Source organism: Streptomyces sp. NPDC058678 (assembly GCF_042714835.1).
Classification (GTDB): domain Bacteria; phylum Actinomycetota; class Actinomycetes; order Streptomycetales; family Streptomycetaceae; genus Streptomyces.
In genome coordinates this window covers 1-14955 of the sequence record NZ_JBHXSG010000116.1, presented here as the reverse complement: position 1 = coordinate 14955, position 14955 = coordinate 1, and the positions used below count along the sequence as shown (strand labels likewise).

Annotated in this window: 12 protein-coding genes and 5 pseudogenes; 9 read left to right on the top strand and 8 right to left on the bottom strand. The window is 67.2% G+C overall.

Annotated features, from left to right (window positions below):
- Positions 1-248: 248 nt before the first annotated feature.
- Positions 249-923, bottom strand: a complete 675-nt coding sequence (locus tag ACFWWR_RS46405) for a transposase (RefSeq protein ID WP_384310394.1) — start codon at positions 921-923, stop codon at positions 249-251.
- Positions 924-1877: 954 nt separating this feature from the next.
- On the opposite strand from ACFWWR_RS46405, the gene ACFWWR_RS46400 reads away from it, so the two are divergent.
- A complete protein-coding gene (locus tag ACFWWR_RS46400; protein WP_384310392.1) occupies positions 1878-3131 on the top strand; it encodes an IS110 family transposase in 1254 nt (417 codons plus the stop codon).
- A gap of 157 nt (positions 3132-3288) precedes the next feature.
- On the opposite strand, the pseudogene ACFWWR_RS46395 reads toward ACFWWR_RS46400, so the two are convergent.
- Positions 3289-3651 (bottom strand): annotated as a pseudogene (locus tag ACFWWR_RS46395) (transposase family protein); the annotation flags it as partial.
- 127 nt (positions 3652-3778) lie between these two features.
- Here ACFWWR_RS46395 and ACFWWR_RS46390 point away from each other — a divergent pair.
- Both ACFWWR_RS46390 and ACFWWR_RS46385 read left to right on the top strand, forming a co-directional pair.
- Positions 3779-4336 carry a hypothetical protein gene (locus ACFWWR_RS46390; RefSeq protein WP_384310389.1) on the top strand — a complete coding sequence of 186 codons (558 nt, stop codon included), beginning with the start codon at positions 3779-3781 and terminating at the stop codon, positions 4334-4336.
- Between the two features lie 392 nt (positions 4337-4728).
- On the top strand, positions 4729-5919 hold the full coding sequence (locus ACFWWR_RS46385; protein ID WP_384310386.1) for an IS110 family transposase: 1191 nt from the start codon (positions 4729-4731) through the stop codon (positions 5917-5919).
- A gap of 104 nt (positions 5920-6023) precedes the next feature.
- On the opposite strand, the gene ACFWWR_RS46380 is transcribed toward ACFWWR_RS46385, so the two are convergent.
- The gene (locus ACFWWR_RS46380; protein WP_351368756.1) at positions 6024-6194 is read right to left on the bottom strand and encodes a hydrophobic protein; all 171 of its coding nucleotides are present in this window, start codon (positions 6192-6194) and stop codon (positions 6024-6026) included.
- An 816-nt stretch (positions 6195-7010) separates the two neighbouring features.
- Between ACFWWR_RS46380 and ACFWWR_RS46375 the strand changes: the two genes are divergently transcribed.
- Complete coding sequence (locus tag ACFWWR_RS46375) at positions 7011-7136, top strand: hypothetical protein (protein WP_384310384.1); 126 nt, start codon at positions 7011-7013, stop codon at positions 7134-7136.
- A 26-nt stretch (positions 7137-7162) separates the two neighbouring features.
- Here ACFWWR_RS46375 and ACFWWR_RS46370 read toward each other — a convergent pair whose 3' ends face one another.
- Positions 7163-7633, bottom strand: a complete 471-nt coding sequence (locus ACFWWR_RS46370; RefSeq protein WP_384310381.1) for an STAS domain-containing protein — start codon at positions 7631-7633, stop codon at positions 7163-7165.
- A gap of 89 nt (positions 7634-7722) precedes the next feature.
- On the opposite strand from ACFWWR_RS46370, the gene ACFWWR_RS46365 reads away from it, so the two are divergent.
- The gene (locus ACFWWR_RS46365) at positions 7723-8169 is read left to right on the top strand and encodes an ATP-binding protein (protein WP_384310379.1); all 447 of its coding nucleotides are present in this window, start codon (positions 7723-7725) and stop codon (positions 8167-8169) included.
- Positions 8170-8588: 419 nt separating this feature from the next.
- Entirely contained in the window at positions 8589-9434 is an 846-nt protein-coding gene (locus tag ACFWWR_RS46360; RefSeq protein ID WP_384310376.1) for an RNA polymerase sigma factor SigF, read from the top strand.
- Between the two features lie 274 nt (positions 9435-9708).
- On the opposite strand, the pseudogene ACFWWR_RS46355 reads toward ACFWWR_RS46360, so the two are convergent.
- Together ACFWWR_RS46355 and ACFWWR_RS46350 are read right to left on the bottom strand one after the other, a co-directional pair.
- Positions 9709-9992 (bottom strand): annotated as a pseudogene (locus tag ACFWWR_RS46355) (ATP-binding cassette domain-containing protein); the annotation flags it as partial.
- A gap of 10 nt (positions 9993-10002) precedes the next feature.
- A pseudogene (locus ACFWWR_RS46350) lies at positions 10003-10499 on the bottom strand (oligopeptide/dipeptide ABC transporter ATP-binding protein); the annotation flags it as partial.
- Positions 10500-10517: 18 nt separating this feature from the next.
- Here ACFWWR_RS46350 and ACFWWR_RS46345 point away from each other — a divergent pair.
- The 3 genes from ACFWWR_RS46345 to ACFWWR_RS46335 all read left to right on the top strand — a co-directional run bounded on the left by ACFWWR_RS46345 (position 10518) and on the right by ACFWWR_RS46335 (position 13433).
- Positions 10518-10895 (top strand): nuclear transport factor 2 family protein, encoded by a 378-nt coding sequence (locus tag ACFWWR_RS46345; protein WP_384310397.1) that lies wholly within the window; start codon positions 10518-10520, stop codon positions 10893-10895.
- A gap of 276 nt (positions 10896-11171) precedes the next feature.
- Positions 11172-12125, top strand: coding sequence for an immunity 49 family protein (locus ACFWWR_RS46340; protein ID WP_384310373.1), 954 nt, complete (start codon positions 11172-11174; stop codon positions 12123-12125).
- 402 nt (positions 12126-12527) lie between these two features.
- On the top strand, positions 12528-13433 hold the full coding sequence (locus ACFWWR_RS46335; RefSeq protein WP_384310370.1) for an alpha/beta fold hydrolase: 906 nt from the start codon (positions 12528-12530) through the stop codon (positions 13431-13433).
- Positions 13434-13477: 44 nt separating this feature from the next.
- On the opposite strand, the pseudogene ACFWWR_RS46330 reads toward ACFWWR_RS46335, so the two are convergent.
- Together ACFWWR_RS46330 and ACFWWR_RS46325 are read right to left on the bottom strand one after the other, a co-directional pair.
- Positions 13478-14346 (bottom strand): annotated as a pseudogene (locus ACFWWR_RS46330) (IS5 family transposase).
- Between the two features lie 243 nt (positions 14347-14589).
- Positions 14590-14955: pseudogene (locus ACFWWR_RS46325) on the bottom strand (transposase); the annotation flags it as partial.

Here is a 14955-nt window from a genome sequence, read left to right as displayed (position 1 = left end):
CGGCTTCCGCCGTGCCATGGTCACCCCCAAGCAGCACGAGATCACATACCTCTCCACCGTGCCACAAGAAGATCATTCTGCAAGGAACCCTTAGCCCTCAGCGAGATCACCCTTTCGCCGTAGCGCCGGGCGGGTCGGCGGTTCCGCCTAGAAATGCTGCCCCTCGACGGCCTCGCTCTGCTTACGCGACGGAGATCGCGGCGGACAACCGGGGCTCGGAAGTGACCATGTCCGGTGTCACACAGCCCTTATGAGCGGGGTCCTGGCTGTAGCTGTCCAACCAGGTGGAAGACCTCCCGGGCTGCATAGCGCTTGAGGCAACGGACGATTTCACGCCGGGTCTTGCCCTCCTTGATCCGGCGCTCGTAGTAGCCCTGAGTGCGCGGGTCGACCCGCAGGCGGGTGAACACGATGCGATGGAGCGCGGCGTTGGCCTGCCGGTCGCCGCCGCGGTTGAGGCGACGGTACTGCCGGCGTCCCGAGGAACGCTCGACAGGACTGACCCCGCACAGGGCGGCGAAGGACGCCTCACTGTCCAGGCGTTCCGGGTTGTCCCCGACCGTGATCAGCAGGGCGACGGCCGTGTCCGGACCGATCCCCACCATGTCGAGCAGCTGCGGGGCATGACATTTCACGAGGCGGGCCAGGCGAGCGTCCACATCCCGGATCTGCTCGGAGAGCTGGCCGATCCGGTGAGCCAGCAGCCCCAGCGTGATCCGAGTGGCCTGCAGCACCGACTCCTCACCGTCCTCCTCGCAACTGCTCACGTCGGCGAACCGCGCACAGGTACGGAAGAGTTCGGCATTGCCCAGTCCGGCCAGTTCTTCCCGCAAGGCGGGATCGCCAGTAATGAGAACGGACTTGAGCTGGTTGACGGCCTGGGTGCGGGCTTTGACGGCCGACGCCTTCGTGAGTTTGTACATCCTCGCGATCTGCACCGGCCCGTCGCCCGCTTTCGCCCGGGCGCGGGCCGCCCGCTCAACACGGCTCGCGCCGCGTTCTGGGCATCAAGCGGATCCGATTTGCCGCGCCGACGGCGATCCGCCCGGTCCATCCGATTCACGTCAAACACGTCTATGCCCTGGCCCAGCAGATAGCGGGACAGGGACGCCCCGTAGACACTCCGGCCCGTCTCACGATTCCTAACTTCCTGGCCCACTTCAGCAGATCGCGGTATCCCGCCGCAGTGGCCGGGAACTCGCCGGTGGCAAGCACCGTCCCCATCACGGAGAGCACCGCAGCCACATGGGCATCCCGGTGCGTGTCCACTCCCAACACCACCTCCCCAGCAGGGCGACGACGACGGGTCTGCGGAGCAGGCGGCGTACTGGACATGCCCGTTCCCCTTCCGGTCCGAAAGCGCGTCGCGTTGCCGGTACCGGGCCGCGTGGGCGGTCAGAATCGTGAGGACGCCACAACGATCGGCAGGCCCCTAATCCGTTGTGAAGGTTGTTCCAGAGGGCCGCAGTTGGGCCTCTGGGCTGTCTGGCGTGATGGACGCCTGTAAGGCCCCTGGCTGACGAGGCCTCCCGATAGAGCGGCGCCGTCACGGTGGTGGGTTTCACGTGGCATGCGGGCGCCGGGCAGATGCCTGAGAATCTCCCTGGCCGTGAGGCCTCACGAGAGAGCGGCGCGGTTCCGGCGTCTCCACGTCCCGTGAAACCCACCGTCGTATGTCGTTCGTTGTCGTCGTGGCGCGAGCCCTCCGCAGGGCGACCTCCTGTCCACCTCCGCGAGCCGCGAGCTCTGGCGCAGACAGAGGCCCCTGGGGTGCGCTGGTGTCGCGAACGGCTACCGAGATGGAGGACCGATCGAGTCCTGGGATTAGGACGCCGCGTGACCCGCATGAGCTCGTGACCTGTGAAAGCAACTCGAGGATGGGAGAACGTGTGACTGTGTTCTGCGGGATCGACTGGGCAGAGAAGCATCATGACGTCGCGCTGGTCGACGAGGCCGGCGAACTACTGGTCAAGCGGCGGATCAGCGATGACGCGGCTGGCTACCGGATTCTGCTGGAGCTCCTGGCCGAGCATGGTGACAGTGCCGAGTCGCCGATACCTGTGGCCATCGAGACGAGCCGTGGCCTGCTCGTGGCAGTCCTGCGGACCGGCAGCCGCAAGGTCTTCGCGATCAACCCGCTTGCCGCCTCCCGCTACCGTGACCGCCACGGCGTGTCCCGCAAGAAGTCAGACCCAGGCGACGCCCTTGTGTTGGCGAACATCCTCCGAACCGACATGGCCGTTCACCGGCCGCTGCCAGCGGACTCCGACCAGGCCCAGGCCATCGCGGTGCTGGCTCGAGCTCAGCAGGACGCCGTCTGGAACCGCCAGCAGATCGGCAACCAGATCCGCTCCCTGCTGCGCGAGTACTACCCCGCTGCCCTGGATGCCTTCCTGACCAAGCAGGGCGGGCTGGCCCGCGAGGAGGCCCGCATCATCCTGGCCAAGGCGCCAACGCCCACGGAAGGCTCGCGGCTGTCTCTGAGCCAGCTGCTCTCCGCCCTCAAGCGCGCCGGTCGCGTCCGTGGCGTTGAGGAAGAGGCTGACCGCCTGCGCGGGGTCCTGCGGGCCGAGTACGCTCACCAGCCCGCTGCTGTCGAGAACGCCTTCGGCAGGCAACTTCTCGCTCTGCTCAAGCAGTCCGAGGCAGCCTGCCAGGCCAGTGATGACCTTGCCGAAGCAGTTGATGCCAGCTTTCACGAGCATCCCGATGCCGAGATGCTCCTGAGCTTTCCGGGCCTTGGTGTCCAGCTCGCCGCACGTGTTCTCGCCGAGACCGGCGACGACCGCAACCGCTTCTCCGACGCCCGCGGACTGAAGGCATACGCCGGATCCGCACCGATCACCCGCGCCTCCGGCAAGAAACACTACGTGGGACGCCGCATGGTCAAGAACAACCGACTCCACCACACCGGCTATCTGTGGGCTTTCTCCTCCCTGCGTTCATCCCCTGGAGCCCAGGCCCACTACCGTCACCGACGCGACGTCGGCGACTGGCACGCACAAGCGCAGCGACACCTGTTCAACCGCCTGCTCGGACAGCTGTTCCACTGCCTCCAAAAGCGAGTTCCCTTCGACGAAGAACGTGCCTTCAACCCGCCCGTGCCCTCATCAACGGCAGCTGCTGCTTGACTTCTTCAGATCCCGAGATGTCTATCGGGACACGCCCCGTCGGTCCGGTGCTGGTACACGTCGCTCCCGCCGGGCCGACAGATCAAACACAAGGCACAGCAGCCAGCCAGAGTACGAGTCAGGCCACGACCGGAACGACACTGGCATCATCCTCACAGCCCGAGTAGAAGGGACGGTCGGCGGCGATCCGGTCGATCGGCAGCAGCGTCCCGTCCAGGATCAGATACGCCTTCGTGGACGCGGCCCGTACTGCTTGGGCAAGCGTGGGGGCGAGGGCGGCCAGGAGCTCGACGGCCTCGGTGACGTATCGGTAGACGGTGGTGGTGCCGACCCCGAAACCGGCCGCGAGCTGGGCATAGGGGTGGCCGTTGCGGAGGTGGGCGAGGGTGAGCAGGGCCTGTCGGCCCGCGCTCAGGCGCCGCCATCGGGTGCCGAGAGCGCGGCGGTGTTCTCTCAGGCGGGCGGCGAGGAAGCGGAGGGCAGAGCTGGACACATCGACGCCGGACGAGTAGACAAGCACGCGAAGCCTCTGGTGGAGACAGTTCTCTTGGTCGAAAACCCATCTACCAGGGGCTTCACCCATCTGTCAGTCCAAGTGCCCAGCTTCTGAAGTACGTTGAGAAGCGCCCGGTGGCAACATGGTCGCCATGTCCAACTCCTACGCGCAACCCATCCTGAGAACGAACGATCTCTCGAAGGGGTTGTGCATTGTTGAGCGGTTGCTCGGTATCGCCGATCTCAGGGACCTCGAAGTCGATTTCGAGGTGCGGATCTCCTCGACGCACATCCTTTCAGCGGTGCTGGATGTGTTGCCGGATCCCCAATGGTGGGCGGAAGGGGACAGGGACGGCTCGTCGGAGAAGGGGGACGATCCGTCGGCACACCTGCCCATCCGGCTGCGGGGCTGGGCCATGCCATTGGAGACCGTACAGCCGTTCCTCAAGGCGGTGGGCGACAGCCCAGCCACGGTGCGGTGGGACTTCGCGGGCTGGCCCGAGGCCCCTGAAGTCGGCCTGGGTATGGGTGGTACCAGGGGCGCGTTCCTGACGCTGTGCATGAATGTCCGCGACCTGGACCTGGAGGAGGCCGCGACCGATCACACGGTTTTCGTCCACGTCAAGCAGATCGAGGCCGAACGCGCACCATGGCTGGCGGCCCAGGTCGGGTTGCGGGTGATCGGCGATCTGGTGATGGCACCGTACTGAGAAGGTCATGAACAGCGGTGCATCACCGCCGGATTCGTCCGGCGGTGATGCACCGAGGAACTCGGGAACTGCTCAGGCGCAGTTCTGCGATGCCGGATCGCAGATGCCACCCGTGTCCGCGAAGGTCTCCACTGAGCGGTGCAAACAGCAGGTTGGAAAAGGCTCCCTACGTTGTTCTGCGGGACGTGGTGAGCCCTCGTATGGTTCACCCACCCAGGGGTGCCGGGTGTGGTTCAAAAGGCTCTGCCGCTTGTGGCTTTCAGTGATTGGCCGCCCGGTGCTCCGCGACGACTCGGCTGCCAATTAGGAATTGCGAATGATCGCTGAGTAGGGAATCGACAGCGAGGTCGTCCGTCGGGAGGCACCAGCAGCACACCGTACGGAGGCAGCACATGGCCGCGATATGGGCCGGCATCGACGCAGGTAAAACCCATCACCATTGCGTCGCGATCGATGAGAGCGGCCGCAGGCTGCTCTCCCGACGCGTCGCCAACGACGAACCCGAGCTGCTCGAACTTCTCGCCGATGTCCTGGCCTTGGGCAACAAGGTGACCTGGGGCATCGACCTGGCCGACGGCGGAGCCGCCCTGGCCATCGCGATCCTGACCAACCACGGTCAGCCGGTGCACTACATCTCTGGCCGGGCCATCCAGCGCGCCTCGGAGAGCTACCGCGGCGAGGGCAAGACCGACGCCAAGGACGCCGCCGTCATCGCCGACCAGGTCCGCATCCGCTGCGACCTGCACCCCTTACGCACCAGCGACGAATCCGTCACCGACCTCAAGATCCTCACCGGTCGGCGCACGGACCTGGTCGCCGACCGCACCCGCACCGTTAACCGCCTCCGCGCCCAACTGACCGGAGTCTTCCCGGGCCTCGAACGGGCACTGGACCTCACCAACACCGGACCACTCGTGCTGCTGACCGGCTACCAGACCCCGGCAGCTCTGCGCCGGACAGGCAAAAAGCGGCTCGAGAGCTGGCTGCGCAACCGCAAGGTCCTGCGCGCCGACCGGCTCGCCGAGACAGCTCTGGAGGCTGCCGGACGCCAGCACACCAGCCTGCCCGGCGAGAAACTCACCGCTCAGATGGTGCACACCCTGGCGGCGGAGGTGATGGCCCTCAACCAGCAGGTCGCCGAGATCGACAAGGCGATCGAGGACCGGTTTCGCGAACATCAAGACTTCGAAGTGGTCACCAGCATGCCGGGGCTGGGCGTCATCCTCGGCGCCGAGTTTCTGGCCGCGACCGGCGGCGACATGACCGCCTTCGGCACCGCAGACCGCCTCGCCGGCTTCGGCGGCGTCGCACCTGTTCCCCGCGACTCCGGCAAAATCAGCGGCAATCTTCGCCGGCCGCGGCGCTACAACCGCCGACTCCAACGCGTCTTCTACATCTCCGCCTTGTTCAGCATCCGACACTGTGATGAGTCCCGCCGGTTTTACGAACGCAAGCGCGCCGAAGGCAAGCGCCACATCCAGGCCGTCCTCGCCCTGGCCCGCCGCCGCGTCAACGTCCTCTGGGCCCTCCTCCGCGACGGACGGACCTACGAACTCGTGCCACCCACCGCTCCCGCGGCTTGACAGACCGCATTAGGAATCACTGCCCGAGGAGATGGCTGGATGTGGACATGCCTGTGAGCCCCGGATGGTTCCCGGGGCCCATAGGCATGCTGACGATTGGCGGGTTACCAGCGATACCAGCGGCCCTTGCGGCCGCCCGTGTCTACGGAGCGCATGACGAAGCCCAGCAGCCAGACGACCAGCACGATGACGGCGATCCACCACAGTGCCTTCAACGCGAAACCCGCACCGAAGAGGATCAGAGCCAGCAGAAGAACGAGAAGCAGGGGAACCATAGATATCAACCTCCGTCGCTCCTCGTGCCCGGCGAATGCAAGAACACGCGGTCGATTTCCCTGGTTTCTCCACTGCTCTTGCGGGCACTGAACCCAGTTCCCGCACGGCGTTCACTTCACCGTCGGGCCGGTGGGCGGCTGTCGGTTCAGCCGGGTCCCACGCAGAGTGGCCGCAGGCGCCGGCGGTACGTCACGATCGAAGCTCTTCCACAGGCGCGCGATCGACCAGCCACGGGTCCGCCGGCCCACCCGATCGGCGCAGCCTGGTGGCCGGACGGTGGGGTACTGCCACGGTCGGCCACGGCGCGTGCTTTCTTGCTGCGTGTCGGGCGGTGCTGGCGGTGCCATCCCCGAGCCGGCTGCGGCACCGCCCCTGCTGCCGTTCGCGTCTGTACGGCCTGTGAGGTGTGAGCGAGGACACGGTGGCCACCCGGCAGACAAGGGTTGGGCCTACAGCCCTTGGGGGCTCTTCGCTGTCCCATAGTCGGCGAGGGGCCCTTCATCCTGTGTGCTCTTCACGCCGCGGTGGGGGTGACGCGACTCGCGGGAGGGGGCAGGCGTACAGGGAAGCCTTGACCCTGTACGGAGACCAGCATGACGATCTCCCGCGTGCCGCGGTCCTTGGCCGACGGCACTCGTGACAACGCCACGGACGCCCGCCTGGAACAGGAGAACGCGCAGCTGCGGCATGCGATCACCTCCCACGCGCGGTGGACCAGGCCATCGGGGTGCTCACCGCGATCCACCGGCTGGCGCCGGTGGCCGGATTAGACGTGCTGCGTGAGGTCTCCCAGCACACCAACATCAAGCTGCACGGTGGCGGCGACGGTGATCGCCTGGGCGCTGGGCAAGGCGCTGCCGGAGCCGGTGGGGCGGGAGCTGAACGCGGCCGTGCAGCGGCGTCCACCCCAGCAGGACGCCCCGGACGTGGAAGCCGGGTAGAGCGCCGTGGCCGGGCACGGCGTAGGTCAGGCGGTCAGAGCCTGCTCGACGGTGGAATGGCAGCCAATGACCTGGTCCAGTCCGACGAGCTCCAGGCGTCGCAGCACCGATGCTTGGGCGCCGGCGATACGCAGCCACCCCTGAGCGTCGCTCATGGTCTGGTGGGCGGCGATGAGGGCGTTGATGCCGCTGGAGTCCATAAACGTCATGCCGCTGAGGTCCGCCACGGTCCGCGGCCGCGTCACGCTTCCATAGGACAGCAGGGCCTCATTGAGCGCGTTCGCGACGGCGTGATCGATCTCGCCGCACAGGCTTACCACCCGGATGTCGTCGACGGCAGTGATCTCGATCGACAGGCCCTCCGTGGGGGTCTCACCGTTCCTCGACTGCGCTCGCTGATGAGGGCTCGGGGCCCCGACACGATGTGAGCGGGCAGCCTGCCCCGACACTACGGTGAACACCCATTCGGCCCGCTGCGTAACCGAACTCGCGGGCATGCGAGGCAGAGTCCGGGGTATGCGCAGGCGGGTGAACGGGGCAAAGGGTGGATCCGGCGGAATCAGTCCCCGATGGTGAGGACAGCGTGATGCCTGGCGCTCCTCCGATACAGGACACCATCGCCCTGGACGGTGACGGATCCTGCATCGCCGAGGCACGTCACCGCGCGGTGGACTTCCTCGTCCGCGTCCAGGCCGAGCACGGCCTGCCGGTGTCGGCCCGTGCGTTGGACCTGACCCAGCTGGTGGTCAGTGAGCTCGTCACCAACGCCCGCAAGTACGCCCCCGGCCCGGTCCTGATGGAACTGCGCATCGCCGGGGACCTGGTGGAAGTGGTCGTGTGGGACAGCGATCCCGTCCTGCCAGTGGCCCGGGCCGCCGACGCGGGCAGAGTCGGCCAGCACGGCCTGGAAATCGTCATGGCCGTCGCCCAGGGCTTCGAGGCCCAGCGGGAGCCGGTCGGCAAACGCATCACTGCCCGCATCGCCCTGCCCGATGACCTGGACGGTGACATCACCGGACGCCGCCCCCAGTAGCAGCCAGCATTCCCCTGGTCCCACCGTCTTTTCCTGCCGGTCTGCCGTGAAGCGGCGGGCCACACGGGGTGACGACGGCAGTGGACGGCGTGCGGCGATGGCGCCTACGGCCTCAATCGTCGCGGGCAACGTCGCGCCGACGGCGACCGGCCAGGGAATCCTCGACGTCCGGTCAACTCGTGGACGGCAGCTCGCAGTCTCCGCTCCGGGCAGCCCTTGGTCCGCGGCCTGCGCCTACGGTGACAAAGTGCGGCCTCCCGCCGGTTCCTGCTCGAGCGACTTGTCGAGACGATTCCCTCGTGCATCCGCTGGCCGACCGACATTGATGGCGGAGTAGGTGCAGCATGAGGGGGTAGGCGGTGCGGCGTTGGCCGCTTCGGCCGGCAGCGGTGGCGGGATCGACTTGGGAGGGGACCAGCATGGCGCCCATGAGCATGGCGGCAGCACAGACCCGGACGGCCGAGCTGCCGGAGATCACTGACCCGTCCCGGGTGGCGCCCAAGGACGCCCGCGAACTGTCCAAGTTGTTCTTCCAGCAGCTGTCCGTGCTGGAGGAAGGCACCCCGGAGTACCAGTACGCGCGGAACACGCTGATCGAGATGAACATGTCCCTGGTCCGCTTCGCGGCCGGCCGGTTCCGCAGCCGCGGACCGGAGGAGATGGAGGACATCGTCCAGGTCGGCATGATCGGGCTGATCAAGGCGATCGACCGCTTCGAGCTGTCCCGCGAGGTGGAGTTCACCTCCTTCGCCATCCCCTACATCGTCGGCGAGATCAAGCGGTTCTTCCGCGACACCACCTGGGCCGTGCACGTCCCGCGCCGGCTGCAGGAAGCCCGCGTCCAGCTGGCCCGCGCCACCGAAGAACTGCGCAGCCGGCTGGGCCGCACCCCAACGGTCAAGGAGCTGTCGGAGCTGATGAGCCTGCCCCAGGACGAGGTCCGCGAGGCACGCCTGGCGGCCAACGGCTACAACTCCGCCTCCCTGGACGCCACGATCAACAACAGCGAGGACGGCGAAGCCGCGCTGCAGGACTTCATCGGCACCCAGGACACGGACCTGGAGCTGGTGGAGGACTTCCACGCCCTCGCTCCGCTGATCGCGGAACTCGACGAGCGCGACCGGCAGATCATCCACATGCGGTTCGTCGAGGAACTCACCCAGGCGCAGATCGGCGAACGCCTGGGCGTCTCCCAGATGCACGTCTCCCGGCTCCTGTCCCGCACCCTTGCCCGACTGCGTGAAGGCATGCTCACCACCCGCTGATACAGGGCGCACTGCGCCCCGGTGAGCGGACACAGTGCAGGCGCACGGGCCGGCGCCGCCGTCCGGAGGCATCGAGGGCGAAGCCGACGCCGACCTCCACCGCCCACTCGTCGTCCTGCGTACGCTGTACGACCCGCGCCCCGGCGGCCCGGCGCGCTGAGACTGGAGCGGCGACAGCCCTTGACGGCCCGCCACTCGGTCGGGTGAAGACACGGCAGCGGCCGAACCCTCCCAGGGTCACCGGACGTAGTGCCGTACATGGACCCGATCCACATCGGGGACCCGCGGACAGTCTGGGCTGCTGGAACACAATGCCAATGGCGGTGCGGAGTTCGCGTGGGGCGCGGTGTCGCCAGCGGTGTACGCGGGTGCCGTCGAGGGTCAGAGTTCCGGACTCTGGGCGGTGGAGCAGGGCGGCGACGCGGGCCAGGGTCGACTGCTGCAGCCGCTGGGGCCGAGCAGGCCGACGGCTTCGCCCGACTCGACCGTGAGGGAGGCGTTCCGTACGACTGGAGTGCTTCTGTCGTATCCGGCGGTGATGGCGTGCAGTTCGAGCACGGGCGTCCTCCGGTACGTGCGGGTGGTGGCAGGCGACGGTGTCGGCCAGGCTCGGCAGTGTGGCGCAGGCGTCGGTGGATCGTTCGCAGCGTGACGCGAAGGCGCAGCCGTCGCGCAGGTCGCCGAGTTCCGGGGGCATGCTGGGGATGGGTGTGAAGGCGCGGCCGGGGAGGGCCTGGAGGAGGCCGTGGCTGTTGGGGTGCGTGGGCCGGGGGTGCCGAACAAGGCGGCTGCGTCGTTGATTTCGACGATGCGGCCCGCCTACATGACGGCGATGCGTTCGGCGGCGGACAAATCGTGGGTGATCATCAGCAGGGCCCGGTCGGCGTCGACGTCGTCGTCGATGTGGCGTCGTAGTTCGTCGACCGTGTGCTCCACGAGGTCGCGGTCGAGTCCGGTGGTCGGTTCGTCGGCCAGCAGGAGAGGTGCGTCGCCGACCAGGGCGAGGGCGGTGGCCTCGCGCTGGGCGAGGCCACCGGAGAGCTCATGGGGGCTTCTGTCAGACCCCTGTGGGAGGCTCCGTCGATGGAATCTTCGAAGGTGATTGAGACCCTGTGGGACCGGATCCAGGCTCGGGACTGGGCAGGCGTCGCCGAGTTGATCGCGGAGGATGTCGTAGTCGAGTGGCCGATCAGCCTCGAACGCATCATCGGCCGGGAAAACTTCGTCGCGGTGAACCGTGAATATCCGGAGGGCTGGTCGATTCGGGTGCTCAAGGTGGTGGCCGAGGGCGACGAAGTCGTCTCCGAAGTCGAAGTGCCACACGACAGTCTTGGCGTCTTCCGCGCAGCATCGTTCTGGACTGTCCGTGACGGGCAGATCGTCCGTGGGACGGAGTACTGGACGAGCCTGGGAGCGGACCCGCAGCCTGAATGGCGGGCCGCCCTCGTCGAATCGATGTAGTGCGGCGGGCCCCTGTGAGCCCCGGCCTCTATTGTTCGTAAGGCAGCGACACCCGCTTTTGGCAGGCCTGACTCCACCCTTTACGCCCTGGTTGCGAGGGCATTGCCCGCTCTGTGCAGGGCAGCACTGCAGGTCAAGGTCTTAGTGTGCCAGTATCACCGACATAGCCGAGGGAGAGATGGCGGACACCGAACCAGCTGCGCAGCCAAGCCAGTTGTCGGTGGTTTCCGCTAGCGTGCCGCGTCCGGTCGAGAAGATCACGAGAGGATGACAACCGTGCAGGACGTGACGCGCCACGAGGTCAGCGCACAGCACATAGCCCAGGCACTCGACGACATCAGCTGGCGGACCAGGCGGCGGTGGCACTGGATGCGCTACGACGACCCGTCCCCGGAGAAGTTGCAGGAGATGCGTGACGAGCTCCTCGATTACATCGCCGCGCGCACCGTGGCAGACCCCGCGCTCGAGGGGTCATCGCGTGCGGCACTGCGGACCGCGGCGGAGTGCTCCCTGGGGGTGCTGAGCGTGGGCTGCTTCCCGAACGGTGACCAGGAGATTCTCTTCCCGCTCATCGATGAGCAGCTCAGCAGCGAGAACATCGCATTCGAAGACGTCGTCGAGCAGGCGCCCACGGCGCAGACGTGGCTCGACGTGTTCGCCCTGTGCCTAGTCAGCGGCCTGTTGTGGGACAGGCAGCGGGTGATCGGTCTGCTGCTGCGAAGCGACTATGCGCCCGCGATCCGCGACGGGGTGCCGTACTCGAAGCTGACTTCGACGTCGGATCCGGCGGATCTTGCCGCGATGGACGCACTGTGCCTCTACCTGACCGAAGCGAGCGGCCATCTGCCCCGCGACTGGCCCGCCGTGACCCTGCGCAAGCCGGACACCGACGAGCGCGCAGAGGCTGCCCGGCAACTTGACGTAGCCGGGCCCCTGACAGCGGACCATTGCCTTCTGCGCGTACTCCTTGACGACGACCAGCACGCCTTTGAGCAGGCTCTCGTGGCCCGGCTCATCGAGCACCGGGCAAGCGTGGGATCCGATCCCGCCCCCAGGACTCTCCTGCCGGTCGACGCCCTCTCCCTGGCTGCCCTTGCGGTCCAAGTGCACGGGTGGGAGTTGAGCGTCCAGTCCGGCTATCTGCCGCACGGCATGCTGGGTTCTCCGGAGGCGCTGCGGCGAGCGGCCGGCGCCGGCGTGAATGACCTGGGCTATTGGACCGCCAAGTAGCCAGTTCGGCCGCTATGTCTGAAAGAACGAGACGAGTGTTGAGCTGCATCGACACCCATCCGACCCTAGATATCGCTGGAGGCATGTAGCACGGTGCCTCACATGCCTTCTCCGACCTAAGCTTGTGCTTTATCTTCGGGCGTCACGCAGACTAATTGCTTGCTCGTCTGCGCCAGGCACATAGCTTGTCGCCGCCGGGCCGGACCGGATGCCGCACGCGGCTCGTGTGCGACGGGGTTCGGAAGGTATCGAGATGATTTCTGGCACCCCTTCGAGTGTCCGGTCAGCAACGAGACGAGACGAGTCGTATTGCATCACCCCGGAGGTGTGCATCATGATGACGACGCAAGATGACGAGACGGCTCGTCTCGCCATCGAGTCGTGGATGTGGGGAGCGGTGCCATGAATCAGCGGTTTGTCCAGGTCGACCCGGCGGTGCGGCTGTGGTCCGAGGTGCGCGGCGACCCCCGGGATTCCACCCTGTTGCTGATCATGGGGGCCGGGGCGTCTGGGCTGGGCTGGCCGGAGGGACTGGTTGATGCGTTGGCCGTGCGCCACCGCGTCATCCGCTACGACCACCGGGACACCGGCCGCTCCAGCTTGAGTTTCGACACGCACCCGTACCGCATCGTCGACCTCGCCTCGGACGCGATCGCCGTCCTCGACGCGTACGAAGTGGAGCGGGCGCACATCGTCGGTCACTCCCTGGGCGGCATGCTCACCCAACTGCTGATCGCCGATCACCCCGAACGGCTGCTCAGCGCGACAGTGATGGGCACCGGCGCTCTCAGCAGCACCCCGCTGTCGCACCCGGACGGCTCCCGAACTCCCGTAGACCGACTCCCGCCCATCGACGCACGGGTGCTCGAACTGTGGTCCCACCCCCACGAGGACCGTGGCCTGGAGGGCGAGCTGGACCACCGCGTGGAGCACTGGCGGCTGCTCAACGGCGATCAGATCCCCTTCGACTCCGAGGAGTTCCGGGCCTCGGAGGGCCGCATCATCGAGCACGCCGGGCGCTACGAGGCGCCCATGACCCACGGGCGCGCGGACCACTCCGGCATGGACCGCACCGAGGAACTTGCGCGCACCGAGGTGCCGACCCTGGTTATCTCCGCCCCGGCCGAGCCCGTCTTCCCACCGCCGCACCCCGACCATCTCGCCCAAGTGATCGCCGGGGCACGGCTGGTGGAGATACCGGGCATGGGGCACGCCCTGCCCCGCGCCGTCCACGCACCCCTGGCCGCGGCCGTTCTCGACCACACCCTGGCCACGGACGCCCGCGCCCGACCAGGGGCGGGGACGTAACCTCGATCTCCTGGTCGGCTAAGAGGTCGTTTTCTCCCGTTGTTTCATCCCGAGATGCTGGCTTGGTTCTGGTTTGCCGGGTCGCGCCAGGAGATGGTGTTCTCGCCGGTGAGGCGGCGGGCCATCAGGTCGGTCATAGCGAGCTGGATCAGGGCTTCGGAACGGTGCGGGTGGGTTTCGTAGTCGCGGGCCAGACGGCGGTGGAGCATCAGCCAGCCGTAGGTCCGCTCGACGGCCCACCGCTTCGGTATCGGGGTGAACCCCCTTGTCCCGGGGGTGCGTTGGGTGATCTCGAGGTCGATGCCAAGGGTCGCTGCGTGCTCGACGAAATGCTTGCGGTAGCCGCCGTCGACCCAGACCTTGCGGACGGTCGGGTGGTCGGCAGCGACCTGGCCGAGGAGGCGCGTGCCGGCCGCGGAGTCCGGAACGCTGGCCGCGGTGACCAGCACGGCCAGCAGCAGTCCGAGTGTGTCGGTGACGATGCTGCGCTTCCTGCACACGATCTTCTTGCCCGCATCCGTGCCCTGACTTGCGGCGGGCACGCTCGTGGAGGTCTTGACGCTCTGCGCGTCGATCACACAGGCCGACGGGCTGGCCCTGCGGCCTTCCTTCTGCCGCACCAACTCCCGCAGCAGCCCGTTGAGCTGGCCGAACACGCCGTCCTTCTGCCACTTGGCGAAGTAGCCGTAGACGGTTCCCAGGGCGGAAAGTCGTGCGGCAGGTAGCGCCACTGCACCCCGGTGCGGTCCACATACAGGATCGCGTTCAGAATCTCGCGCAGGTCATGCTCGGGCGGGCGTCCGATGTCCAGGACACGCCGGCGCCGTTCGGCCCGCCAGGCCGCCAGCACGGGCTCGACCAACTCCCACCGAGCGTCCGACAGATCACTCGGATATGCACGGCGTTCCTCCATGAACTGGACGTACCGCCAGCAGGCTCATGCGCCCAGGCGCGCGTTCTGCCTTCTGGAAGCACGGAGCAGGTGCGGACGTCTTGGGATGAGACAGGCATAAGTCACTTCCGCCCTCAGCTGCCACCCCATCCACCTCGCATATCGCTGACGTCACCTCGTTCCCGCCAGCACCACACCGACGTCGGCCGCAAAACAAAAGAATGTCCCAAATTCACGGAGAAAACGACCTCTCTTGTTCTTTATCTACCAGGACCGGCCAGGTCTGCCGATGGCCTTGAGGGTCTCGGGGCGTTTGACGGTTTTGCCGACGTCGTAGCGGGGTGCCCGCTGTTTGTTCTTGGCGCCTGGTGGCCGTCCTGGGCCAGCGCCTCGGGGTTTGGGAACACGGCTTGGGCAGGCGAGGTGAGCGCGGATGTTCCTGAACCCTCGGCGGACCCGGGCCGGGGTGAGCCGGTCGGAGATGGTGGGTTTCTCCCAGGGCCGACGGAGGTCCGCGGCGAGGGGCCGGGCGAGCCGGAGCTGGGTGTGGGCGACGATCAAAATCCAGGTCCAGCGGTCCGCGGCCTCGGGGGTACGGAGTTTCGGGATGGTCCAGCCGAGGGTCTGTTT

Bases quoted from the DNA above. Each gene is read 5' to 3' on its own strand.
- ACFWWR_RS46405 (WP_384310394.1), bottom strand. From the start codon at position 923: ATGTACAAACTCACGAAGGCGTCGGCCGTCAAAGCCCGCACCCAGGCC.
- ACFWWR_RS46400 (WP_384310392.1), top strand. From the start codon at position 1,878: ATGGGAGAACGTGTGACTGTGTTCTGCGGGATCGACTGGGCAGAGAAG.
- ACFWWR_RS46390 (WP_384310389.1), top strand. From the start codon at position 3,779: ATGTCCAACTCCTACGCGCAACCCATCCTGAGAACGAACGATCTCTCG.
- ACFWWR_RS46385 (WP_384310386.1), top strand. From the start codon at position 4,729: ATGGCCGCGATATGGGCCGGCATCGACGCAGGTAAAACCCATCACCAT.
- ACFWWR_RS46380 (WP_351368756.1), bottom strand. From the start codon at position 6,194: ATGGTTCCCCTGCTTCTCGTTCTTCTGCTGGCTCTGATCCTCTTCGGT.
- ACFWWR_RS46370 (WP_384310381.1), bottom strand. From the start codon at position 7,633: ATGCCCGCGAGTTCGGTTACGCAGCGGGCCGAATGGGTGTTCACCGTA.
- ACFWWR_RS46365 (WP_384310379.1), top strand. From the start codon at position 7,723: ATGCCTGGCGCTCCTCCGATACAGGACACCATCGCCCTGGACGGTGAC.
- ACFWWR_RS46360 (WP_384310376.1), top strand. From the start codon at position 8,589: ATGGCGCCCATGAGCATGGCGGCAGCACAGACCCGGACGGCCGAGCTG.
- ACFWWR_RS46345 (WP_384310397.1), top strand. From the start codon at position 10,518: ATGGAATCTTCGAAGGTGATTGAGACCCTGTGGGACCGGATCCAGGCT.
- ACFWWR_RS46335 (WP_384310370.1), top strand. From the start codon at position 12,528: ATGAATCAGCGGTTTGTCCAGGTCGACCCGGCGGTGCGGCTGTGGTCC.